The organism is Streptomyces sp. NPDC096136 (assembly GCF_044763325.1).
Classification (GTDB): Bacteria; Actinomycetota; Actinomycetes; order Streptomycetales; family Streptomycetaceae; genus Streptomyces.
Map to the genome: position 1 here is coordinate 179,246 of NZ_JBIWFZ010000013.1, position 21,110 is coordinate 200,355.

25 protein-coding genes and 1 pseudogene are annotated in these 21,110 nt (G+C 74.0%); 9 read left to right on the forward strand and 17 right to left on the reverse strand.

Annotated elements, in window-relative coordinates:
- Positions 1–47 precede the first annotated feature (47 nt).
- The 4 genes from ACIRBY_RS25525 to ACIRBY_RS25540 all read right to left on the reverse strand — a co-directional run bounded on the left by ACIRBY_RS25525 (position 48) and on the right by ACIRBY_RS25540 (position 4,398).
- Positions 48–1,580 (reverse strand): GMC family oxidoreductase, encoded by a 1,533-nt coding sequence (locus ACIRBY_RS25525; protein ID WP_403904340.1) that lies wholly within the window; start codon positions 1,578–1,580, stop codon positions 48–50.
- Positions 1,581–1,732: 152 nt separating this feature from the next.
- Positions 1,733–2,377, reverse strand: coding sequence for a response regulator (locus ACIRBY_RS25530; protein WP_403904342.1), 645 nt, complete (start codon positions 2,375–2,377; stop codon positions 1,733–1,735).
- A complete protein-coding gene (locus tag ACIRBY_RS25535) occupies positions 2,368–3,540 on the reverse strand; it encodes a sensor histidine kinase (RefSeq protein WP_403904345.1) in 1,173 nt (390 codons plus the stop codon). The genes ACIRBY_RS25530 and ACIRBY_RS25535 overlap by 10 nt, the downstream gene beginning before the upstream one ends.
- A 189-nt stretch (positions 3,541–3,729) precedes the next feature.
- Positions 3,730–4,398 carry a DedA family protein gene (locus ACIRBY_RS25540; RefSeq protein ID WP_403904349.1) on the reverse strand — a complete coding sequence of 223 codons (669 nt, stop codon included), beginning with the start codon at positions 4,396–4,398 and terminating at the stop codon, positions 3,730–3,732.
- A 330-nt stretch (positions 4,399–4,728) separates the two neighbouring features.
- Here ACIRBY_RS25540 and ACIRBY_RS25545 point away from each other — a divergent pair, with 330 nt between their 5' ends.
- Positions 4,729–5,598: an MBL fold metallo-hydrolase gene (locus ACIRBY_RS25545; protein ID WP_403904351.1), complete on the forward strand. Its 870-nt coding sequence runs from the start codon at positions 4,729–4,731 to the stop codon at positions 5,596–5,598.
- A gap of 64 nt (positions 5,599–5,662) precedes the next feature.
- Here the strand turns inward: ACIRBY_RS25545 and ACIRBY_RS25550 are convergent, their stop codons facing one another.
- The 3 genes and pseudogenes from ACIRBY_RS25550 to ACIRBY_RS25560 form a co-directional block, all read right to left on the reverse strand.
- Positions 5,663–6,097 (reverse strand): DUF5959 family protein, encoded by a 435-nt coding sequence (locus ACIRBY_RS25550; protein ID WP_403904352.1) that lies wholly within the window; start codon positions 6,095–6,097, stop codon positions 5,663–5,665.
- Between the two features lie 155 nt (positions 6,098–6,252).
- Positions 6,253–6,885, reverse strand: a complete 633-nt coding sequence (locus ACIRBY_RS25555; RefSeq protein ID WP_403904458.1) for a C39 family peptidase — start codon at positions 6,883–6,885, stop codon at positions 6,253–6,255.
- 407 nt (positions 6,886–7,292) lie between these two features.
- A pseudogene (locus tag ACIRBY_RS25560) lies at positions 7,293–7,451 on the reverse strand (hypothetical protein); the annotation flags it as partial.
- Positions 7,452–7,603: 152 nt separating this feature from the next.
- Here ACIRBY_RS25560 and ACIRBY_RS25565 point away from each other — a divergent pair.
- A complete protein-coding gene (locus ACIRBY_RS25565) occupies positions 7,604–8,425 on the forward strand; it encodes a MerR family transcriptional regulator (protein WP_403904354.1) in 822 nt (273 codons plus the stop codon).
- A 238-nt stretch (positions 8,426–8,663) separates the two neighbouring features.
- Here the strand turns inward: ACIRBY_RS25565 and ACIRBY_RS25570 are convergent, their stop codons facing one another.
- The 3 genes from ACIRBY_RS25570 to ACIRBY_RS25580 all read right to left on the reverse strand — a co-directional run bounded on the left by ACIRBY_RS25570 (position 8,664) and on the right by ACIRBY_RS25580 (position 10,877).
- Positions 8,664–9,749 (reverse strand): SGNH/GDSL hydrolase family protein, encoded by a 1,086-nt coding sequence (locus ACIRBY_RS25570; protein ID WP_403904357.1) that lies wholly within the window; start codon positions 9,747–9,749, stop codon positions 8,664–8,666.
- Between the two features lie 292 nt (positions 9,750–10,041).
- Complete coding sequence (locus ACIRBY_RS25575; protein WP_403904359.1) at positions 10,042–10,455, reverse strand: RNHCP domain-containing protein; 414 nt, start codon at positions 10,453–10,455, stop codon at positions 10,042–10,044.
- Positions 10,456–10,481: 26 nt separating this feature from the next.
- On the reverse strand, positions 10,482–10,877 hold the full coding sequence (locus ACIRBY_RS25580; protein WP_403904360.1) for an RNHCP domain-containing protein: 396 nt from the start codon (positions 10,875–10,877) through the stop codon (positions 10,482–10,484).
- A gap of 361 nt (positions 10,878–11,238) precedes the next feature.
- On the opposite strand from ACIRBY_RS25580, the gene ACIRBY_RS25585 reads away from it, so the two are divergent.
- Complete coding sequence (locus tag ACIRBY_RS25585; protein ID WP_403904362.1) at positions 11,239–11,520, forward strand: hypothetical protein; 282 nt, start codon at positions 11,239–11,241, stop codon at positions 11,518–11,520.
- The gene (locus ACIRBY_RS25590) at positions 11,517–12,116 is read left to right on the forward strand and encodes a hypothetical protein (RefSeq protein WP_403904365.1); all 600 of its coding nucleotides are present in this window, start codon (positions 11,517–11,519) and stop codon (positions 12,114–12,116) included. Before ACIRBY_RS25585 ends, ACIRBY_RS25590 begins: the two co-directional genes overlap by 4 nt.
- Here ACIRBY_RS25590 and ACIRBY_RS25595 read toward each other — a convergent pair.
- From ACIRBY_RS25595 to ACIRBY_RS25605, 3 genes are all read right to left on the reverse strand, one after another.
- Entirely contained in the window at positions 12,103–13,335 is a 1,233-nt protein-coding gene (locus ACIRBY_RS25595; protein ID WP_403904367.1) for a PP2C family protein-serine/threonine phosphatase, read from the reverse strand. The two genes, ACIRBY_RS25590 and ACIRBY_RS25595, sit on opposite strands and share 14 nt — an antisense overlap.
- Before the next feature lie 132 nt (positions 13,336–13,467).
- A complete protein-coding gene (locus ACIRBY_RS25600; protein WP_403904369.1) occupies positions 13,468–13,866 on the reverse strand; it encodes a hypothetical protein in 399 nt (132 codons plus the stop codon).
- A 72-nt stretch (positions 13,867–13,938) separates the two neighbouring features.
- Positions 13,939–14,991: a S66 peptidase family protein gene (locus ACIRBY_RS25605; RefSeq protein WP_403904371.1), complete on the reverse strand. Its 1,053-nt coding sequence runs from the start codon at positions 14,989–14,991 to the stop codon at positions 13,939–13,941.
- A 166-nt stretch (positions 14,992–15,157) separates the two neighbouring features.
- Between ACIRBY_RS25605 and ACIRBY_RS25610 the strand changes: the two genes are divergently transcribed.
- Both ACIRBY_RS25610 and ACIRBY_RS25615 read left to right on the forward strand, forming a co-directional pair.
- Positions 15,158–15,799: a hypothetical protein gene (locus ACIRBY_RS25610; RefSeq protein ID WP_403904374.1), complete on the forward strand. Its 642-nt coding sequence runs from the start codon at positions 15,158–15,160 to the stop codon at positions 15,797–15,799.
- 194 nt (positions 15,800–15,993) lie between these two features.
- Positions 15,994–16,500, forward strand: coding sequence for a hypothetical protein (locus tag ACIRBY_RS25615; RefSeq protein ID WP_403904377.1), 507 nt, complete (start codon positions 15,994–15,996; stop codon positions 16,498–16,500).
- Here the strand turns inward: ACIRBY_RS25615 and ACIRBY_RS25620 are convergent.
- The 4 genes from ACIRBY_RS25620 to ACIRBY_RS25635 all read right to left on the reverse strand — a co-directional run bounded on the left by ACIRBY_RS25620 (position 16,497) and on the right by ACIRBY_RS25635 (position 18,999).
- Positions 16,497–17,015 (reverse strand): GNAT family N-acetyltransferase, encoded by a 519-nt coding sequence (locus tag ACIRBY_RS25620; RefSeq protein WP_403904380.1) that lies wholly within the window; start codon positions 17,013–17,015, stop codon positions 16,497–16,499. The two genes, ACIRBY_RS25615 and ACIRBY_RS25620, sit on opposite strands and share 4 nt — an antisense overlap.
- A gap of 91 nt (positions 17,016–17,106) precedes the next feature.
- Entirely contained in the window at positions 17,107–17,484 is a 378-nt protein-coding gene (locus ACIRBY_RS25625; RefSeq protein ID WP_403904383.1) for a hypothetical protein, read from the reverse strand.
- Between the two features lie 87 nt (positions 17,485–17,571).
- Positions 17,572–18,351: a phosphotransferase gene (locus ACIRBY_RS25630; protein WP_403904386.1), complete on the reverse strand. Its 780-nt coding sequence runs from the start codon at positions 18,349–18,351 to the stop codon at positions 17,572–17,574.
- A gap of 9 nt (positions 18,352–18,360) precedes the next feature.
- The gene (locus ACIRBY_RS25635; RefSeq protein WP_403904388.1) at positions 18,361–18,999 is read right to left on the reverse strand and encodes a class I SAM-dependent DNA methyltransferase; all 639 of its coding nucleotides are present in this window, start codon (positions 18,997–18,999) and stop codon (positions 18,361–18,363) included.
- A gap of 168 nt (positions 19,000–19,167) precedes the next feature.
- On the opposite strand from ACIRBY_RS25635, the gene ACIRBY_RS25640 reads away from it, so the two are divergent.
- The 3 genes from ACIRBY_RS25640 (at position 19,168) to ACIRBY_RS25650 (ending at position 21,109) form a co-directional block, all read left to right on the forward strand.
- Entirely contained in the window at positions 19,168–19,428 is a 261-nt protein-coding gene (locus tag ACIRBY_RS25640; protein ID WP_042813416.1) for a DUF6225 family protein, read from the forward strand.
- 258 nt (positions 19,429–19,686) lie between these two features.
- Positions 19,687–20,373, forward strand: a complete 687-nt coding sequence (locus ACIRBY_RS25645) for a helix-turn-helix domain-containing protein (RefSeq protein ID WP_403904391.1) — start codon at positions 19,687–19,689, stop codon at positions 20,371–20,373.
- A 181-nt stretch (positions 20,374–20,554) separates the two neighbouring features.
- Positions 20,555–21,109 carry a toxin-antitoxin system, toxin component gene (locus ACIRBY_RS25650; RefSeq protein ID WP_403904460.1) on the forward strand — a complete coding sequence of 185 codons (555 nt, stop codon included), beginning with the start codon at positions 20,555–20,557 and terminating at the stop codon, positions 21,107–21,109.
- Position 21,110 lies beyond the last annotated feature (1 nt).

Consider the following 21,110-nt stretch of genomic DNA (forward strand, 5'->3'; position numbering starts at 1 on the left):
GGGGGTGTCTCCCCTGTGCTGCCGGTGGCGCGGTGCCTGCCGGTGCATCAGGCCTTGGCGGCGCCGGCGGGTGGCGGTGGTTCGGTCCGTAGCGTGGCCGCGATGTGTTCGGCGAGCATCAGGGTGGGGAGGTGGGTGTTCGCCGAGGGCACGTTCGGCATGATCGACGCGTCGGCCACCCACAGACCGTCCACTCCGTGCACCCGGCCGGTCGGGTCGACGACCGCCCCGGCCGCGGGGTCGGGGCCCATGGCGCAGGTGCCGACCGGGTGGTGGTAGGTCCACACGCGGGCGCGGACGAAGCGTTCGGTCGCCCCGTCGCCGTCGTCGTCCGGCGCGCTCACCACACCGGCGGAGAGGGGGCCGAGCGGTTCCGCCCGCGCCACCCGCCAGGCGCGGCGCACCCCCTCCACCAGCCGCGGCAGGTCGGCGGGGTGCGAGAAGTAGCCCAAATCGACGCGTGGCGCCGCGAGCGGGGCCGGTGAGCGCAGTCGGACCCGGCCCCGCGAGCGCGGTGTGAGCAGGGCGCCGCCGACGAAGAACGTGGCGCCGGTCGGGGCGGCCGGGTCCTCGAACGGGCCGCCGACGATCAGCTGGAGGTCCGGCGGCCCGCGGTGCTCGCCGGTCCGCTCGCTGCGCAGGGTGGCGACGAGTTGGAAGGCGCGCTGCGGGCGCCCCGCCCCCGAGTAGGCGACGTCGATCGAGACCGCGGGGTGGTCGGCGAGGTTGCGTCCCACGCCGGGCAGGTCCAGCACCGGCTCGATGCCCAGCGGGCGCAGCTCGTCGGCCGGGCCGAGCCCCGACCGCAGGAGGATCGCAGGGCTGGAGTAGGTGCCTGCCGATACGATCACCCGATCGCCGCGCACGTCCTCCCCGTCCGCCAGTCGCACTCCGGTCGCGCGCCCGCGGTCGAGGAGCACCGAGGCGGCGTGCGCCCCGCCGCGCACGGTGAGGTTGCGCCGCGCCCGGGCCGCCGCCAGGTACGTCGAGGCCGCGCCGAGGCGCTCGCCGCCGACCTCGTTGACCGGGAGCGGGCCGACCCCCACGGCGCCCGGAGCGTTGTGGTCGGCGATCGCCGGCACCCCCGTGGACATGATCGCCGCCTGCCCGGCGGAGGCGATGTCGCTGCGGTCCGCGCCCGTGTACCGACGGACGGGGACCGGGCCGTGGCCGCCGTGGTACGGCTCGTGGCCGAAGTCCAGGTCGGTCTCCACCGCGACGAACCGGGGCAGCACGTCGTCCCAGCCCCAGCCGGGATTGCCGCGCGCCGCCCAGGCGTCGAAGTCGTACGGCGAACCGCGCAGGGCGAAGGCCGCGTTGGTGGTCGAGGAACCGCCGATCACCCTCCCCCGCGGCAGGGCGATGGCCCGGCCGGCCGGGCCGGGCTCGCTGGACAGCCCCCAGTCGTGCGAGGCCGTGTGCGGTCCGGAGCCGTCGCGCAGCGCGGCGGGCAGCTCCGCGTAGTCCGGCCCGGCCTCCAGCAGGAGGACCCGCGTCGAGGGGTCCTCGCTCAGCCGCGCCGCCAGTACGCATCCGGCAGCCCCGCCGCCCACGATCACCACGTCGTATCCGGCCGCCATGATCCGACCGTACGCCGGGGACGCACGCGGCGCACGAGCGGGACGTCGTGGTGCTCCGGGCGCCCCGGTGTCCTGGCGCGGGCGCCGGTCGGGGTGCCCGGGGCCCGGACGGTGCGGGGGTGTGCGGGGGTGTGCGGGGGTGTGCGGGGCCGTCAGTGCTCCAGGTAGCGCAGTACCGCCAGGACGCGGCGGTTGCGGTCCGTGGTGTGGGGCAGTTCCAGCTTGTCGAAGACGGTGTTGAGGTTCTTCTCCACCGCGCTCACCGAGATGTGCAGCTCCTTGGCGATGGCCGTGTTGGTCAGCCCCTGGGCCAGGGCCTCCAGCACCGTGCGCTCGCGGGGGGTGAGCCGGGCCAGGGGATCGCCGTGCGTGCTGCGGACGACCAGCTGCCGCACCACCTCAGGGTCGATCACCGCCCCGCCCGCGTGGATCCGTTCCAGTGCGTCGAGGAACTCCTCCACCTGCGCCACCCGGTCCTTGAGCAGGTACCCCACCCGCTCCGCGTTCGCCGCCAGCAGCCGGGCGGCGTAACTGCGCTCGACGTGCTGCGACAGCACCAGGACCCCGACCTCCGGCAGGCGCTCGCGGATCTCCACGGCGGCGCGCAGGCCCTCGTCGGTGTGGGTCGGGGGCATCCGGATGTCCGCCACGACGATGTCCGGCCGCCGCGCCGCGGTCTCCTCCACCAGCGAGGCCGCGTCCGGGAGCGCGGCGAGCACCTCGTGGCCCTCCTCGACGAGGAGGCGTACGAGGCCCTCCCGCAGCAGGGTCGAGTCCTCGGCCAGGATCACGCGCACGGCAGCTCCGCGGTGACGGTGGTGGGTCCCCCTGCGGGGCTTGCGACGTGCAGCAGTCCGTCGAGGGCCGCCACCCGGCTGCGCAGGCCGGACAGCCCGGTGCCCGCCGGGTCCGCGCCGCCCGAGCCGTCGTCCTCGACCCGTACGGTCAGGACCGGTCCGCGCCGGGCCACCCGTACCGAGACGGCGGAGGCGCCGGAGTGCTTGGCGGCGTTCGTCACGGCCTCGCAGACCACGAAGTACGCGGCGGTGCGCACCGGTCCCGGCAGCGGCCCGGCCACGTCGAACTCGGTGCGCAGCGGGATCGCGCACCGCTCGGCCACCCCGGCCAGCGCCTCCTCCAGACCGAGGCTGTCCAGGGCGGACGGGTACACCCGCCAGGCCACCTCGCGCAGTTCGGTCAGGACGTCCTGGGACTCCCGGTGTGCCTGGAGCAGCAGGGCGTCCGCCCGCTCCGGGTCCCGCTCGCGGCTGCGGCGGGCCCGGCCCAACAGCATCGCCAGGGCCACCAGCCGCTGCTGGACCCCGTCGTGCAGGTCCCGTTCGATGCGGCGCCGTTCGGAGTCGACGGCCCGTACCACCGCGGCCCGGCTGCCGGCCAGTTCCTCGATGCGGGCCCGGAGCAGCTCGTGCTCGGAGGGTCCGAAGCAGGCGCGGGCGATCCGCGCGTCGAGTACGACCAGGGAGCGCAGGCCCTGGAGGCCGAGGAAGAGCAGGACACCGCCCAGCAGGACCTGCGTCAGCAGCTCGGACCAGCCCAGGCTGCCCCGTACGGCGCCCGAGACGAGCAGCACGGCCAGTGCCGCGCCGAAGCCGAGCAGTCCGAGGACCGTCGCGCACAGCAGGCCGCAGTAGCAGCGGACGGCCAGGAAGCGCAGGATCTTGGGGCCGGAGGCCTTGTAGTGCTGGGGGAAGAGGTCGCCGAAGAAGGCGGAGCGGCGGCCATGCTCCAGCGCCGCCAGCCGGCGGGCACCGCCCAGCAGGAGCCCGAGGGCGTCCGGGCGGGTGCGGGGCCACAGGAGGAAGGGCCCGAGGGCCACGCCCGGGACGAGGAACCAGGCCAGCTCCAGCAGGGCGGTGAGGCATCCGAGCAGGACCCCGCAGGCGCGCAGCGGCCACGGGCGGTGCCGGGCGGGCTCCCGCCGAACCGTTTCGCTGATCATCGAGTCCCCCGGCACGGGGTCCGAGCGTAGTCGGGCGGTGTGGTCCGGACAAGATCGTTCAGGTCGTTCCCCGGGCGGGGGAAGGCGATCCGGGCCGACCGGGCGGGGGTGGGCGGCGGCCACGGGGCGGGCGGCAGTGCCGGGGCGGGCGGCGGTCACGGCGGGGGAGGCGGTCACGGGGTGCGGCGGTCACGGGGTGCGGCGGTGCCGGGGCGTCCGGCTGCGGCCGCGCAGCCGGACCGCCAGGTAGGCCCCGACCGCCACCAGCACCATCACCAGGACGACCTTGGACAGGACCCCGACGTAGGTCTCCACCACGTCCCACCGGTCGCCGAGCCAGTAGCCGGCCAGCACGAGCACGCTGTTCCAGATCAGGCTGCCCAGGGCGGTCAGCATCAGGAACACGGGCATCGGCATGCGCTCCACGCCGGCCGGCACCGAGATCAGGCTGCGGAAGATGGGCACCATCCGGCCGAGGAAGACCGCCCTGGTGCCGTGCCGGGCGAACCACTGCTCGGTGCGCTCCAGGTCGGAGACCTTCACCAGCGGCAGCCTCGCCCAGATCGCGTGCATCCGGTCGCGGCCGAAGAGCATGCCGATCCAGTACAGGGCGAGCGCCCCCGCCACCGAACCGGACGTGGTCCAGAACAGGGCCGATACGAGGCTCAGCACGCCTTGTCCGGCGGCGAATCCCGTCAGCGGCAGGATGACCTCGCTGGGCAGCGGCGGGAAGAGGTTCTCCAGGGCGATGGCCAGGCCGGCGCCGGGCCCGCCCATGGTGTCGACGAGTCCGGCTGCCCAGCCCGCGAAGCCGCCCGCGGGCTGCTGGGACAGTGCCAGGGTGATGGAGGGATGCATGCTGCGGCCTTCCTGGAAGGGCGGTCGGGGTTCAGGTTCTGCGGGGCGGTGTGCCCCGTCGCCCTTCCATGGTGGAAAGCGCAGCTCAGCGGCGGTATGCGGGTGCCCCTCCAGCTCACCCTGCGGAAAACCGCAGGTGCTGCGGACGAGCGCTCGTGGTGCGCGCGGCCCGGTACCGGTCCCGGCCGGGCCGGGCGCCGTCGGCCGCCGTGAGAGAGCACCGGGGGCGAAAGTACAAGATCGGCAGGGCCTGGCCGTTGCCGCGGCGGGTGGGGTATCCCTGTGGGGCGGCCCCGATCGGGGTCGTTCGCCCCGGAACGGAGACCTGCCGTGGACGGCTGGTACGTGGACGACCGTTGCTCCAACTGCGATGTCGCACGACAGCTCGCGCCCGACCTGATCGGCGAGACCGGCGGGACGTCGCGGATCCTGCGCCCGCCGCGCGACGAGGCGGAGACGCGGCGCTTGCACGCGGCCGTGTTCGCCTGCCCCACCCGCTCCATCCGCCACACCTCCGGGCAACCGGACCGGCGGCTCGACCCCTTTCCGATGGCCCTGGACAGCGGCGTGCTGTTGTGCGGGCACAACTCGCGGCACACCGCGGGGGCCAACTCCTACCTGCTGCTGCGGCCCTCGGGGACGGCCATGATGATCGACACGCCGCGCTGGAGTCCTGCCCTCGCCGAGCGCTACGCGGCATCGGGCCCGGTCACGGACGTGCTGCTCACCCATCGCGACCACGCCGCGCACGGCCGTCGTTACGCGGACCGCTTCGGCGCCCGGCTGTGGATCCACGAGGGCGACCTCGACGCGGCGCCCGACGCGGACGAGGTGATCCGCGGTCTCGAACCGCTGGAGATCGGCGAGGGGGTCACCGCCCAACCGCTGCCGGGCCACACCGCGGGCAGCGTGCTCTACCTCGCCGACGACCGGTACTGCTTCAGCGGGGACAGCTTCTACTGGTCGCGCACCACCGGTGATCTCGCAGTCGCGGACAGCGTGACCTGGTACTCCATCGAGGAGTTGGCCGCCTCACTGGCCAGGGTGGCCGGACGGCTCCGGTTCGAGTGGGTCCTCCCCGGCCACGGCGACCGCCGCCGGCGGCCCGCCGACGAGATGTCCCGCCGGCTGGGCGCACTGGCCGAACGCACCCGGCTGCTGCGGCCCCGGCCGGTCGACTTCACCGCCGTCCGCTGGTGAACTGCGGTGGCCGGGCCCTTCAGCGCGCAGTGGTTCGGACGCACCGCGGACCAGTCGGCCCGGGTCAGTGGCCGTCGGTGAGGGCGGCGCGCAGGCGGTGCAGGTGGGAGGCGGCGCGGGTGGCCCAGCCGTCGCGCAGGTCCAGCGGTACGGTCACCGTCACGCCGCTCTGCACCGGGTCGCGGACCTCCACCACGAACGGGTCGGCTGCGCGCAGCCGCAGGTAGGCGCCGCGGCCCGCCTCGGGCCAGTCGGTGACCGAGCCGTCGGGCAGGGCGCCTTCCTCCTCGGCGGCGGCGCGGGCGGCTATGAACGCGGTGAGGTCCGCGAGGTCGGCGTCGGTGAAGTGCACCGGCAGACGCGCGCCGACGAAGCCGGTGTCGATCACGATCTCGGCCTCGTGCCAGCCCTGGTGGCGTCCGCCGCCCGCCGCGTTCTCCAGCTCCACCGACACGCTCCGCCCCCGGTCCGCGAACCTCACGACGTCGAGATCCCTCATCGGTGCCCCCCTCCTCCGGATCCGTCCCGGCCATGTCGACGTCGGCGTGGACTTCATCCTGACAGGTGGCACTGACAACGCCCCGGGCCGCTGCGGCACCGCCCCGACGGGCGCCGTCCGGCACGGGCTCCGTCGTCCGCGTGCCGCGCCCCCGGTCAGGTCAGGGACACTCCGCGGCCGGCGAAGAACGCGGCGAAGGCGGCGACGGGCAGGCTCGCGGTGCGGGTGTGGTCGGTGTGGCCGGACGGGTTGCGGAAGTGCACGGTGTCTCCGCGGCGGCCGGTGACGAGCACGAGGTGCCCGCCCTTGCCGGGGGCCGGGTTCTCGGGCCGGCGGATCTCCCGGTGCACCGAGGCCATCACCAGCCGGCCGGAGTCGAGCAGGGCCAGGAGGTCCGGCACCGGCAGGGTGGGGTGGACCTGGGCGTGCAGGCGGTGGACGTCCTGTGCGTACCGGGCGAACGGGGCGTAGATCAGGCCGCGGATCGTCCCGCTGTCCGGGTCCTCGGTGTACGCCCCGTACGTCCGGGCGCCGTCGAGGAGTGCGAACAGGGTGGGCGCGTCGCCGTCGCGGGCCAGGAGGGCCATGCGCAGGCAGGCGATGCCGCACATGTGGCCGCACCAGGTGCGGTAGGTGTCGGCGTCGGGGGCGCCGCTCTCGGCCCAGCGGGGATCGGCTCCCTGGTCGTGGCCGTCGTAGACGATCGCGGCGATCAGGTCCGGGCTGGCGTACTGCGTGACGGTGGGGAACGGGACGTCGGGGTCGGGCACGGGGCGGGGTCCTTCCAGGGGCGCGCGGTCGGCACGGGCAGGACTCTCCCACCCTCGACGATGCCTGGACGTCGATTGGGTCCCGGTTCACGACCGGGCCGCCCTCGGACAGAACAGGGAGGTGGCTGTGTTGCGGAGCTGGATTCCTCGGCTGCCGACCGCGCGGCACGAACGTACCCGACGGCACTGACCGTCAGGTCCCGGAGGTGGGCAGCGGCTGCACCAGGCCCACCGACCCCCGCGCGTCGGGCCGGGCGTGGACGGCCCGCACCGTCCACGTGCCGACGGTCAGGGGCACGACCGCTCGCTCGGGGAATCCGCCGTCGGGGAACTCGACGCCCAGGTCGCCCCCTGCGGTCGCGGAGGGAGGTGGAGGCGGGCTCGTCGGCCAGCACCAGGGCGTGGGTCCCCCGGCCGGCCACGGCGAGCAGGCCCGCGAGGCCCTGCACCTCGCAGGCGCGGTCGTAGTCGTCGGGTGTGCCGGTGCCGGTGCGGGTGTCGGTGTCGGTGTCGGTGTCGGTGTCGGTGACGCCGTTGACCAGCCCGGACTCCGTTCGACCCCACCCACGCTCGGAACGGTTCAGGTGATGCGCTGCCGGACGGCGGGAAGGCGTTCACGAGGTCAGTCTGCACGTGGCTGCCGACAGCGCTGCCCGCCCCCGCGCTCCGCCGCTTCCCGGGCGCCGAGTAGTTTCTTGACCCTCACACCGTGTCAGGCGGTCAACTCGGAGACATCATGTTCACCATCGGAGACTTCGCCCGGCACGGCCGCGTCTCGGTCCGGATGCTGCGTCACTACGACGCGACCGGACTGCTGCGCCCGGCCCACGTCGACCCCCACAACGGCTACCGCCACTACACCGCGGCCCAGCTCGCCCGCCTCAACCGGATCATCGCGCTCAAAGACCTCGGCTTCACCCTCCAACAGGTCCACGACATCGTGGACGAGAAGGTCGGGGCCGAGGAGTTGCGCGGCATGCTGCGGCTTCGGCAGGCCGAGCTGGAGACCGCCGTGGCCGCCGCGGGGGCACGGCTGGTGCAGGTCGAGGCGAGGCTCCGGGCCATCGAGAGCGAGGGGCGCATGCCCGTCAACGACGTCGTCGTCAAGAACCTTCCCGCCGTCCGGGTCGCGGAGCTGACCGCGACCGCCGAGAGTTTCGGGCCCGAGGACATCGGACCGGTCATCGGGCCGCTCTACGACGAGCTGTTCCGGCTCCTGGGAGCGGCCGGCATCACCCCCACCGGTCCCGGCGTCGCGTACTACGAGGACGCGCCGGAGGGCGGCGGCAGGATCAGCGTCCACGCCGGCGTCCAGGTCGCCGCGCCGCTCCAGGACGGCGCGTTCCGCGTCCTCGACCTGCCGCCCGTCGAGGAGGCGGCGACCGTCGTGCACCGCGGCTCGATGGACACCGTGCTCCCCACGGCCCAGACCCTGGCCCGCTGGATCGACGCCCACGGCTACCGTTCGGCCGGCTACCCCCGCGAGGTCAACCTGGAGTGCCCCGAGAACCGCGACGAGTGGGTGACGGAGCTCCAGGCACCGGTCGTCCGGTCCTGAACCGCCCTCCCCGGGCGGCTGCGCGACGACGGCGGCCCGCCGCCGCGGGAGCCTCCGTGGCCTGACCGCTTTCGACGCCGGCGCGGACGCCTCTGCCGGCCGTCGAGGCGGACGCGAAGGGCCGCCGCCCCCGGAAGGGGAGCGGCGGCCCGTGTGGACGCCCCCGACCTCGTCCACGTTCAGGGGGAGCCGGGGTCGCCGCCGCTCACCACGGGCTCCCTCGGCCGCGCCGTGCTGCTCAGACGATGCCGGCGGCGCGCAGGGCGGAGGTGACCTGGCGGGCCTGGTTGTCGGCGCCGCGCTTGTTGGGGTGGAAGGTCGTCAGCGTCTCGTTCCCGCGGAAGATGCCGTCTCCGTGGGCGAGCATGCCCTGCATCCAGGCGGTCCAGCCGGGGCTGAAGGGAGGCATGTCCTTGCCGGCGGGGAAGCGGGCGGGCTTGTAGCCCCGGAGCTCCTCGTCGAACGTGTAGCGGGCGTAGAGCCCGAACATCCACTTCTCGGTGCCCTCGCGGCAGACGTGGTGGGCGCGGGTGGACTCGGCGATGTCGACGTAGGTGTGGCCGTGCGCCTTGGCCGCGTCGCGGATGACGGAGTCGACCAGGTCGAACTGCTGCTGGATGAAGGGCATGTCGCCCTTCTTGATGGTGATGTTCTCGTCCAGCCCGCCGTCGCAGGTGCCCTGCCCTTCCGCGGCCGGGAAGAGAGTGGGGTAGCCGACGAAGAAGAACCGGGCGTGGGGCGCGCGCTCGCGCAGTTCCGGCATCATCTTCGCGAAGCCGTCGCGCAGGTCCTCCTCCTTCCGTGCCAGGTCCGCGCGGCCTTCCTCGGTGTGGCGGTAGTAGTCGGTGCCGGGGCTGCCGATGGCGGACGCGCCCAGGGAGGCGCACTTGGCGATGATCTGGCCGAGGTTGTACTGGTTGCCGCCGATGCCGATGGTGACCAGCGTGGTGGCCTTGCTGAGGGCGTCGATCTGCGCGGGGCGCGGGGTGGGGGTGAACTGCGGTACGCCGCTGCCGTCGACGGGGACGTAGGGCGGGCCGCCGAAGACGGTCTGCGGGGTGAGGATGCCGCCGAGGCCGAGGCCGCGGTCGTCGATGGTCGCGCCGCCGCAGGTGACGTCGATGAACTCGTAGGCGGACAGGACGGTGCGGGCCAGCTGCTGCGGGTAGCTGTCCTTCGAGCGGCCGCTGTAGTCGCCGTCCGGCCCGCCCAGACCGCCGTCCACCGGCTCGCGGACCAGGTTCGTATCACCGCCGATGAACTGGCCGGCGCTGTAGGAGTCGCCGAGCGCGACGTACTGAGGCAGAGGCTGGATGTGCGGCATGGACGCCCTTCCCGAGAGGTCAACACTGCGCGTGACGCATCGGGTCCATAGATATGCCATCAGAATATGCGGGACGGGAGGGCGACACGGGAACGGCGCGATCCACCCGCCGTGACCGCAGCGCGTTCACCCGTATGCCGGAGGCCGGCGCCGGAGGCCGGAGGCCGGCGCCGTATTGCCGGAGGCCGCGCCGTATTGCCGGAGGCCGGCGCCCGCCGCCGGTACGGCGGTGGGCGCCGGCCCCCTGGTCAGTGACGGGTGGAGGGGGGAGGCGCCGGGCCCCGTGCCCCGCTCACAGCATCAGCAGGGCACGGCCGGCGCGCCCGGTATCGGTGAGGGGTCTGAGGGCGAGGCGGACCAGGGCGAGGGGGTTGTCGTCGCCGGCGATGCGGTTGGCGCTGAGCTCGCCGCAGGTCGCGCACTGGTGGATGATCATCCACTCGCCGTCCGGGCGGACGGACATGCCGAGCGCCTCCATCCGGCCCCGGCAGTCGGCGTCGCGGTCGCCGGGGACCTTGCGGTCGACGTGCAGGCTGGCCAGGCAGTTCGGGCAGTGGTTGCGGTGCGCGGTGCCGGGTGCATCCAGGGACACGTCGAGGCGGCACGACGTGCACCGGAAGGCGTCGGCCCGGTGGCCGCCCTGGGCGTGCAGGACGTCCTTGTGCCGCTGGGGACGGCTCCGACGGCGGCTGTTGCTGCGTGACACGGCTGTGCTCCTTCCCCGTGCGGCGGTCAGAGGGTTCCGAACGCTTCGAGGGGGAAGGGCGGTTGGGCCAGCGGTCGGACCGCCATGCGCATCAGGATGAGCTGGTTGTCGTCGGTGCGGACCGGGTTGGAGGTGAGCTCGTCGCAGCGCATGCAGCGGTGGATCACCATCCAGTCACCGGTGCGGAGCACGGCGATGGCGATCGGGGACATCCGTCCCCCGCAGTCGCTCGGGCCGCCGTCGACGTGGTCGAGGACGTGACGGGAGTGCAGGCAGGACGGGCAGTGGTTGCGCGGCGCTCCGTCGGCGGCGTACGCGGACACGGTCAGACCGCACCACGCGCAGGCGAAGGTGTCGAGACTGAGAGTGTTGTTGCTGGTGTTGGCGGTGTTGGCGGTGTTGCGGTTGGTGTGGCTGGACACCCGGGGTGCTCCTTGCTGGGGTGGTCGGTCATGGCAGCAAGAGCAGGCCGAGCGGCCTCGTCAGAGGGCCCGAAGGCGCCGTGGGACGGCGGGCGGGCAGGTCAGGGCACCGGAGAACGCATCCGGCAGCCGCCCGGAGGAGCGGGCGGCGGAAAGCGGCGGACGGTTACGCGGTACGGCGAGGCGCACTCGGCGCGGGCCGGGTCATCAAACACCCATTTCCAGGGCGCACAGGCCCAGATCGAAGCAGAACGACCCGGTCAGGCTAACAAGGCGGCTCCCGGGGGCGTCAACGCATTATTCGGCGCCGGGGCGTCAAGGAATTCTTGACAAGTCGGCGGCGTCAAGGTTTCCTTGACGCATGTTGATCTTGAAGACGGGCTCCCGTCACCGGGAGCTCTTCCCCGCCACCACGTCCATGGCCGCCGTGCTCCCCCTCGCCGTGAGCCTGCCCGCCCTGAGCGTGCTGTTCGGCGACCGGCTCGGCGCGCTCGCCACCGCCGCCCTGGTCGTCGCGGGCCTCGTGCTCATCGCCTGCACCGCCGGACTGGCCGGCCGGGCGGCCCGCGAGTCCGCCGAGCGGGCACGCCGCGACGAGGCCGTCCTCGACGCCCTCGAACCCCTGGCGGGGCTGGACCGATGAGCGACGAACCGCTGCTCCACCCCGTGGAGATGGACCGGATCCGGGAAGGGATCGCCGCCGCCGTCCTCGGCGCCCCCGAGGGGCTGGCCGACTCGCTGGAACACGACGCGCACGGGTACCTGCGCCTGGTGGACGCCTCGCGCGTCGGCGCCGAGGAGGCGAGCCGGCTCCTGCGGGAGGCCGTCCAGGGCGCCCGGGCCGCCGGCCACAGCTGGGACACGGTGGGCCGTGTCCTCGGGGTCAGCCGCCAGGCCGCCCAGCAGCGCTTCGCGAGCAAGGCCGCCGCGGACCCGTCGGCAGCGGCCCCCGGAGGACCGAACGCCCCCAAGCGCCGCACCCTCAGCGGGCTGTCCGCGTTCAACGAGATGGCGGCCCTGGAAGAGGCCGGCCGCGACGGCTGGCACATGGTCGGCTACGGCCCCTTCTTCCACGAGGTGGAGGCATCGGGCCACCCCTGGGAGCACTGCCGGGTCACGCTCCCCTCCCTCACGCGGCACCGGCGGATGGAGGCGGAGGGCTGGATCCCGGTCGGGGCGGGATGGTTCCCCTGGCGGTACTACAAGCGGCCCCTCGAACGCCCCGTCACAGACGCATGACGACCAGGGCGGAGTCGTCGGTGAGGCCGGCCGGAGGGATCAGGTCGGCCAGGAGGAAGTCGGCGAGGCTGTCGGCGTCGGCGGTGCGGTGGCGGGCCAGCGAGTCGGCGAGCCGGTGCAGGCCGGTGTCGATGTCCTCCCGGCGGCGTTCGACGAGCCCGTCGGTGTAGAGGACCAGGACGCAGCCTTCGGCGAAGGCGGTACGGGCCTCGGGCCGGGAGACGTGCTCGGGGCGGGCGCCGAGCGGAGGGTCGGTGGCCTGGTCCAGGAAGGTGACGCTGCCGTCGGGGTGGCACAGGGCGGGCGGGGGGTGCCCGGCGCTGCTGTAGGTCAGGGTCCTGCTGTTCCAGTCGATGAAGACGGAGGCGGCGGTGGTCGATTCGGCCCCGTCGACCGAGCGCGCGTACAGCCCGAGGACCTCGAGGGCCTGCGCGGGGCCGTCGGCGACGTGGGAGACGGCGGACAGCGCGCTGCGGAGCTGGCCCATGACCCCTGCGGCGGCCAGGCCGTGGCCGACGACGTCCCCGACGGCGACGGCCGTACGGCCCGCGGCGGGCAGGTCGACGAGGTCGTACCAGTCGCCGCAGACGTTCAGGGCGCCCATCGCGGGCTGGTAGCGGACCGCGGCGCGGTGGTGGCCGAGGGGGCGGGGCGCGGGCAGCATGGCCTGCTGGAGGTGGAGGGCGACCTCGCGTTCACGGGCGTGGGCCTGGCGCAGCCGTTCGTTGACCTCCTGCAGCTCGCGGGCGCGGGTGTACAGCTCGGCCTCGAGGACCTGGGTGCGGTCGCTGCCGCTGCGGCTGCCGCGGGCCTTGATGAGCTCGGTGACCTCCTCGACGCGGTGCAGGAGCAGCGCCACGGTCCCGTCGGGGGCCGGCACGGGGACGTTGACCGGGCTCCAGTACCGCTCCTGCCACTCCCCGGGACGTTCGGGGTCCTCCACGTCGTAGCGCTGCAGGGCCATGGTGTCGCGCTCGGCGGTGGCCACGACGCGCAGCAGGGAGGCCTGGAGGTTGCGCATGCCGGTCGCGGAGGGATCGTTGGGGTTGTCCGGGAAGACGTCGAAGAGGTAGCGGCCGACGATCTGTCCGCGGGTGCGGCCGGCCAGCGCCAGGAAGGCCTCGTTGACGTCCGCGTAGACCAGGTCGGGGGTCAGCAGCGCGACCCCGGCGGGGAGCGCCTGGAAGACTGCCTGATAGTCGATGACGGGTCCGCTCACGATTCCACCTGCCGCCTGCCCAGTCCACCGGTCCGGTCCTGTGTGCTCCCACGATGCCAGTCCGGCGGGGACGCGCCCCGCTGCGATGCGCCGGGTGTGGACCGTTCGGCCCCCAGACGGGGGCGTCCTCGATCAGCGGTCCCGCGGCCGCGGGGGTACGTAGCGCGGCAGGGGCCGGCGCGGGTCGCCGAGGGCGGTGAGGAGGAACTGCCGGCTGCGCAGGCGGACGTCGTCCCACGCCGGGTCCGTGCCGGTCAGGGCGTGGGCCCAGAGGCCGGCGCGGGAGGCGGCGTCGATCTCGGCGAGGCGGCGGCCGACGGGGCGGAGGTCGCGCAGTTCTACGGGCGTGAGTACGCCGCGCTCCGCGAGCCCTTCGCAGACGCGGCAGAGCAGCTCCGCCTCCTCGACGACGTCCTGCGTCTCCACCTCACGCTCCCCCACCCAGGCGAGCTGCTCCTCGACGTCGGCCGCCAGGAGGGTCATGAGGCGCAGCGTCCAGGTCCGTACGCGGGCATCGCCGAGATCGTTCATGCGGGCATGATCGCACCGGGCTCCCGCCGGGGTGGGCGGGTGCGGACCATCGGTGAGGACTGATCGCCGTCGTCAGTACGTCACCGTGATCCGCCGCGCCGGGCCGTCGACGGTGACGGAGCCGCCGTAGGGGATCACCAGTTGCGGATCGGTGTGCCCGAAGTCGACGTCGAACACCGCCATGGTGCGCGGGGCGTACGCGGCCAGCGCGCGCAGCACGGCCTCGCGCTGCTCGGCGGCGTAGCGCCGCCTCTGCTCCGTCCCGTTCGGCTGCTCGAAGGACCACGCCTTGGCACGCCCCATCAGCAGGGCCGGGAAGCGGGCCAGCAGACCGCGTTCCCCCATGTTGCGCAGGATGCGGAAGACCTCCTCCGCTCGCGGCAGTTCCTCCGAGGTCTCGAGGAACAGCACCCCGCCGTCGTACACGGCCGGGTCGCGCGCGATCTCGCGGTCGGCCATCAGCAGCCACGACAGGATCTCCAGGTTGCCGCCCCAGGTCCGGCCCTCGACGCGGCGGTCCGGCTGGTGCCAGGTCCAGCCGTCGGCCGGCCGGGCGGCGGGTTCCTCGTCGAAGGTGGCCGGGTCGGCCCAGTCGCGGTCGGTGTCGCCGTAGTGCGTGGCGGCGCGGAGTTCGTACGGGCCCCGGGTGAACAGGGCCGCGCGGACGGAGTCGGCGGTCAGGGGGTGGAGCGCGTACGGGCGGCCGAGCGTCGTCATCAGGCAGCCGCCGTGGTAGCCGACGATGCCCAGGTTGTGGAGGAGGGCCAGCAGGTTGGTGTTGTCGCTCATCCCGAAGAAGGGCTTGGGGTGGGCGCGGATCAGTTCGCGGTCCAGGTGGGGCAACACGGTGATCTGGTCGTCGCCGCCGATGGTGGCCATCACCGCGGTGACCGTGGGGTCGGCGAACGCGGCGTTGATGTCGACGGCGCGGGCACGGGGCGTGGAGCCCATGACGCGCGTCGTCGGGTACTCCACCGGTTCGAGGCCGAAGTCCTCGCGCAGCCGCTTGAGCCCCAGCTCGTAGGGGAGGGGGAACAGCTCCGGCAGGCCGGACCCCGGCGAGATGACGGCGATGCGGTCGCCGGGGACGGGCTTGGGCGGGTAAGCGGGTTGGGGTGCGGTCATGGCAGTGAGGTTAGGGGCCCGGTCGGCGTCGGATCATCTTCTTTTGGGGGCAGGTGTTCGGTTCGGCCGGCGTCGGTCGGGGGGCACCCTTGTGGACGGGACTTCCGCGCGTCACAGACTGGTCACAGCCACCGCACAGGCATCGGGACCGGGCGAACATGGCGCAATGCACAAACGTCACGCCATCGCCCTGTTCACGGCATCCGCCGCCCTCGCGCTCACCGCCTGCAACCCCCAGGCGGGCGGCGACAACGGCAACGCCAAGCCCGCAGCCCCCGCAGCCCCGTCCCAGAAGGCCTCCTCGCCCCCGGCCCCCGCGGCCGCAGCGAAGACGGGCACGCTCCCGAACCTCGTCGGCAAGGGCCTCCAGACCGCACAGGACGAGGCGCAGGCCGCCGGGTTCCATGCCCTCAAGTCCCACGACGCACTCGGCCGTGACCGGCTTCAGGCCCTCGACCGGAACTGGAAGGTCTGCTCCCAGACCCCGGCCGGCGGCGGCACGGTCGACACCGGCACGACGATCGACTTCGGCGCCGTGAAGCTGGAGGAGACCTGCCCCGCCACGGACGCGCCCGCGCCCGCGCCGGCGGGCGACACCATGCCGGACTTCGTCGGTCGGGGCATGAAGGCGGTCCGCGCCGCGCTCCCGGGGAACGCTTCGATCTCCGTGAAGGACGCGGTGCAGAGCCGCATGGTCCTCCAGGAGTCGAACTGGAAGGTGTGCACGCAGAACCCGGCCGCGGGCGCCCCGCTGAACGGCCGGCCCGTCTCCTTCACCGTCGCCAAGGTCGAGGAGACCTGCCCCTGACCTCCGTGCCCCTGGCCTCCGGCCCCGTGATGTCAGACCTGACACGGGGACGGGGCGGCCCTCGCCATGCTTAGGATCGGCGGCAGCGAGAGGGGAGGCTTACGCATGGCGGATGGTGCACGTCGGGGCCGGTCGGCCGGAATGCGGTCGGCGGGGCGGGGTCGCCGGTGATGGGTCGGTTCCGGGACAAGGTGATGGGGACGCGGTACCCCGCCCCCGGCACCGTGGCCGTACCCGCACGGGAGCTGCGGGCCGCGCTGCTCGCGCTCGGCGACGGCGGCGGTGCGCCGTTCAGCCTGGTCGAGGCCGGGGACGGGCTCGGCCTGGTCGCGATGCGGAAGGTCATGGAACCCGCCACCGGCTCCGGGGCGAACCGCAGGCAGGTGGAGTGGACCTTCAAGATCTCGATGCGCCTGGTGCCCGGGGAGCGCGAGGTGCGGGCCCTGCACCAGCACGGGGCGGTGACCCGCGCCGGGGATCCGCCGGGCCGTACCGTGGCGCGCGAGCAGGGGTCGGGGCCGTTCTTCCGGAAGCACAGGACGTGGACCGTCGAGCGGGGGCCCGACGGGCGTCGGCGCAGGGTCGAGGAGTTCCGCCTGGACTCGCGTGACATGAAGGATGCCCTGCGCGACGCGGTCGTCGGGGCGGGCTGGACCTGGCGCGGTGTCGGCTCGCTCCGACCTGCCGGGCGTACGGGCTAGGGGTGCGGGTCGGTGGGCGGTGTGGCGTCGGTCCAGGTGGTCTCGAAGTACCTGACGCGCTCGTCCTGTCCGGCCGGCCGCATGCCGGCCGCCGTCATGACGTGGTGGGACGCGGTGTTGTCGTGGTCGGCGTCGCCCTTCACGCGGGTGACGCCCTGGGCCCGTGCCAGCAGCAGGAGTGCGCGGAGGGCTTCGGAGGCGTATCCGCTGCCCCGGGCCGAGGGGACGAGGCCGTAGCCGATGGTGACGGTGCCGTTCTCGTCCGCGGGGCCGTGGAAGCCGACGCCGCCGATGGCCCGGCCGTCCTCGCGGAGTCGGATCTCGTAGTTGCCGAACGGGTGGGGGTCGCCGGTGTCCGCGCAGGTGCCCACGAAGCGCCTGGCGGCCAACACGTCCCCCTCGGTGGGGTATCCCGGCGCCCACCGGTCGCCACCGTCGCCCCCGTCCGGCGCGCCCGCCAGCAGCCGCTCGGCCTCGCCGACGCTCATCGGGTGGAGCAGGAGCCGTGCCGTCATCACATCGCCCATGGGAGGCAGGAGTACCACGCGGGACGACCGGACCGCACCGGGATTGTCGGGGGCGGCGGGCAGCCGCGAGGGGCTCCCGCTACCAGATCTGCACGCCGCCGCCGACCCGCTCCGCCCGTCGGGCGGCGTCGAGGACGTTGCCCAGACGATCGGCGATCGCGCCGACGCGCCGGGGCAAGGGTTCGGGCGAGTCCATGCGGGCGGCGACGGTCTCGATGTTGGCCTGGAGCAGGAGGACCTCCTCGATGAACTCCGCGACGTCCCCCGGGGCGACGCGCAGGTCGTCCCCGGCCAGCCGGGGGAAGAACCGTGCGCCGAGGGAGCGGACGGCCTCCGACCCCCACACGGTGGTGCGCCAGCTCTCGAAGCCGGCCAGGTCCGACGCCCCCGCGGGGACGTCGAGGTAGCGGGTCCCGCCGCCCTCGTCGGTGGTGAACACGTCGACCAGCAAGCTCATGCCCCGAGTGGACCACGCCCCCGCCCCGGTGGTCCACGGCTTTCCGCTCGCCGAGCGCCGTTGCGCGGGCCCCGGCGTACTCCGTCCTCAGTCGCCCGGACCGCCGAGGAGGGCCGTGCGCTCCTGCCGGAGCCAGGCCCGTTCGGCCTTCATCTCGGCCGCGTCGCCGCGGGCCAGGAAGGCCGCCCACGGCTCTTCGCCCCGCCCGCCGAGCCGTTCGATGCGCTCCGCCTCGCGGGCCTGCAGGCCGTCCAGCGCGTCCAGGACGGCTGCCGGGCGCGCGCCGTAGGCGGTGCAGAGGGCGTCGAGGCGGTCGCGCAGGACGCCGTCCCCGGTGATGCCGGCCCTGTGCTGCTGCCGGTCGGGGCGCAGGGGTACGGCGTACCAGGCGAGTTGTGCGAGGTCGTCGAGGGCGTGGCCGGGCGCCGCGAAGTCCCAGTCGATGAAGCCGGCCAGCCGGTCGCCGTTCCAGATGGAGTTCCACGGGCCGAGGTCGCCGTGCCGGATGGTCATCCCGGGCCGCCATTGCTCCTCCTGGGCCCGCCACCGCGCGTCGGCCGGGGGCCGGAAGCCGCGGACCGCTGCGTGGTACTCGCGCAGCCAGGTCCCGAGCTCGCGCAGGCCCGCCGTCGACCGCAGGGCCGGCGGCCAGGGGCTGAAGGCCGGTTCGCCGTGCAGCAGCGACACGACTTCGTCGGCTCCGTCGGTGCCGAGGGCGCGCGGTGCCCGGGTGAAGCCCGCCGACTCCAGGTGGTCCAGGAGGGCGTGGACCGCGGGCGTCCACGCGCCGGCCGGCCGGCGGATGGTTTCGCCGACGCGCCGCACGGTCGTGACGCTGCCCTGGTCGGTGGCGCCGTCCTCGATCATCGGGCCAGCTTAGACGTGCGCCCGGCGGGCCAGGAGGTGGGCGTCGAGGAAGCCGCGTTCGGAGGCCGGGTCGTGGAGGAGCCGGGCGAAGGGGGTGAGGCCGGCTGCGGCCAGCAGTTCGGCGAAGCGGTCGGCCGGCCAGCTGTAGGCGGGGGTCACCTTGTGGTCGAAGCGGACCGGGTCCGGGCCGTCGGTGGCGAAGAACGAGACCAGGAGCAGGCCCCCGGGTGCCAGGACGCGGGCCTGCTCGGCGAGGAGCGCGGGGAGTTCCCCGGGCGGGGTGTGGATCGTCGAGTAGTGGGCCAGTACTCCGCCGAGCGCGCCGTCCGCGACCGGCAGGGCTTCCGTCCGGGCCTCGTCGAACCGCAGCGCCGGGTGGGCCCGCCGGGCGTGGGCGACCATGCCCGGGGAGAGGTCGAACCCGGAGGCGTCCACGCCGAGGTCGTGCAGCAGGGCCGTCAGGTGGCCGGGGCCGCAGCCGACGTCGGCCACCCGCGGGTTGCCCGTGCCGCGCACCAGTTCGGCGAAGGTGGCGATCATGTTCCGTGTGAAGGGATGTCCTTCCAGGCGGCGATCGGCGAACAGCGACGCGTAGAGCTCGACGACCCCGTCGTAGGCGGCCCTGGTCTCGTCCTGGTGGTGCGGCACGGGGGAAGAAGCTAGCAGCCCCGCCCGCGCACCCGGCCTCCGGCTCCTCGGTGGCCGCCGGCCCGGACCGGCGGGAGCCGGGGATCCGGTGTCCGGTCGCCGACATGGCAGGCGTGCCCACGGCGCGGCGAACCCTGGTTCGGCCGACGGTGGTTCTAGCTTCTGTACATGGCTGACATGTTCGAGCACGCCCCGCAGGTATGGACCGCCGCGCGGCTGCGTGAAGCTCTCGCGGAACTGCCGGACGAGACACCGATCCACATCGGGGTCGCGGACGGGCCGGGTGATTTCGACGGGTACGGCGAGTACGTCCTGGTGGACGCCGAGCCCGTCGAGTTGGACACCGACGGCGTCGACGGTCCTCCGCACGTCCAGTTCACGCTGTTCGCGGACGCCCGGGCGGGCGCCTACCACCCCGACGTCGACTGACACCGCCCCGGGCCGGGGCGGCGCGGAGGAGGCGGGCCCCGGTGGGTGGGGATCCCGGCCCCGCGCGGCGAGCCCCGCCGTGCGCGGCCGGTAGGGCACCGTCACGTTCCTGCCACCACTGTGGCAGTTTGGCTGGAGATCCCTGGCTCGTCTGCCACGACTGTGGCAGCATCGACGACGCAAGGGCCCCGTGGTGGCCCCGCGCTCCCGGTGGGTCCGGGAGCAGTCGTCCTGCGTCGAGCTCGGGGGAGCAGCCCGGTGACAGAAGCCCCCTCCGTACCGCCCCTCCCCGGCCCCCGGCTGACCGAGGCCGTCGAACGGATCGCCGGTCTGGGGGCCAAGCTCGGCCGGGGCCGTGACGAGGTACTCGACCCGGAGGCGCTGAACCGGGCCTGCGGGGTTCCCCTCGGCGTCATCCGGGCGCTGCTCCAGGGACGGGCGGCCGGCGAGCCGGACATCCACGCGCGGTTCCGCCAGCGCCTGGACCTGCTCCACGAAACCCACCGCAAGGCCGACGGCCGGAAGTTCTCACACGGGGAGATCGCCCGGGAGAGCGGGATCTCCCGGCAGCAGGTGCAGGCACTGCTCGGCGGGGACCGCCGCCCCACGATGGAGCACTGCTCACGGCTGGAGAGGTTCTTCAACCGGCCCGCCGGCTTCCTCCAGTCCGAGGACTCAGAGGCACTGGGCTGCGCCCTGGCCGCCATCGAGAAGGCCCTCCTCCAGGAGTGCCAGGAGCACAGCGAGCGCAACGCCCTCGCGGCCGCGGCCCCGGCCGGTGCCGGAAGGCCCGCTCTCTACGCGCGGCACGGCGTCGACGGCATCGCGCTGCGCGCGGCACTGCTGCCCGACCAGGGGCGCACCAGGTTGCTCGAATGGCTCGACACCTACATGGACGAGCACGCGGCCGAGCCGGATCCCGGCCCGCCCGGTGAACGGGCCTGAGGGCATCGGGAACCCCCGCGGTCGTCGCGGCGGGGGGTGCTGTCAAGGGGTCGGCCGCCGTGCGGGGCGGTACGGGCCGGTCGCACGGGATCCGCGGAGGGACGTGTTCCGGCCTCCGCGGGAGAGGGCATGGGGGAGTCACGTGTTCAAGCAGCAGGAATTACGGCAGTCCGTGAGCGCCATGGTGGGCGGGCTCAGCCATCTGAAGTCTCCGGTTCCGGCCGAGGTGGTCTGCCGTGCGCTCTGCGAGGCGATGGGACGACGCCGGGGCCGGAAGATCGAGTTCCGCAGCACCTCCTTCCCTCCGGGCACTGCCAGCGGCCTCGCCCTGAACCTCGGCGACCGGGACCTCGTCATCGTCGAACAGCGGACCGTGGCCGAACACCGGATCGTCATCACCGGGCACGAACTGCGCCACCTGGAACTCGGGCACTGCCACCAGCACGTGTCGGAGGGCTCCGTGGCCGCCCGTCTCCTCCACCACGACGCCGATCTGCAGCAGGTGGTCGCGTCGGCCCTCGCGGTCGCCGGGCGGCAGAGCCCCGTCCTGCTGAAGGAGGACGGGACCGCCGCCCGCAGGCACCAGGTGGAGGAGCGGGCGGCGGAGCGCTACGGGCTGGAACTGGCGCATGCCGTACGGCACCTGCTGACGGCCTCCGACACCCCGGAGCCCGACCGGGGCACCCGCTCCGGCCGGATCGCGGCCGCGCTCTGCAACCACGGGATCCGGGACTGAC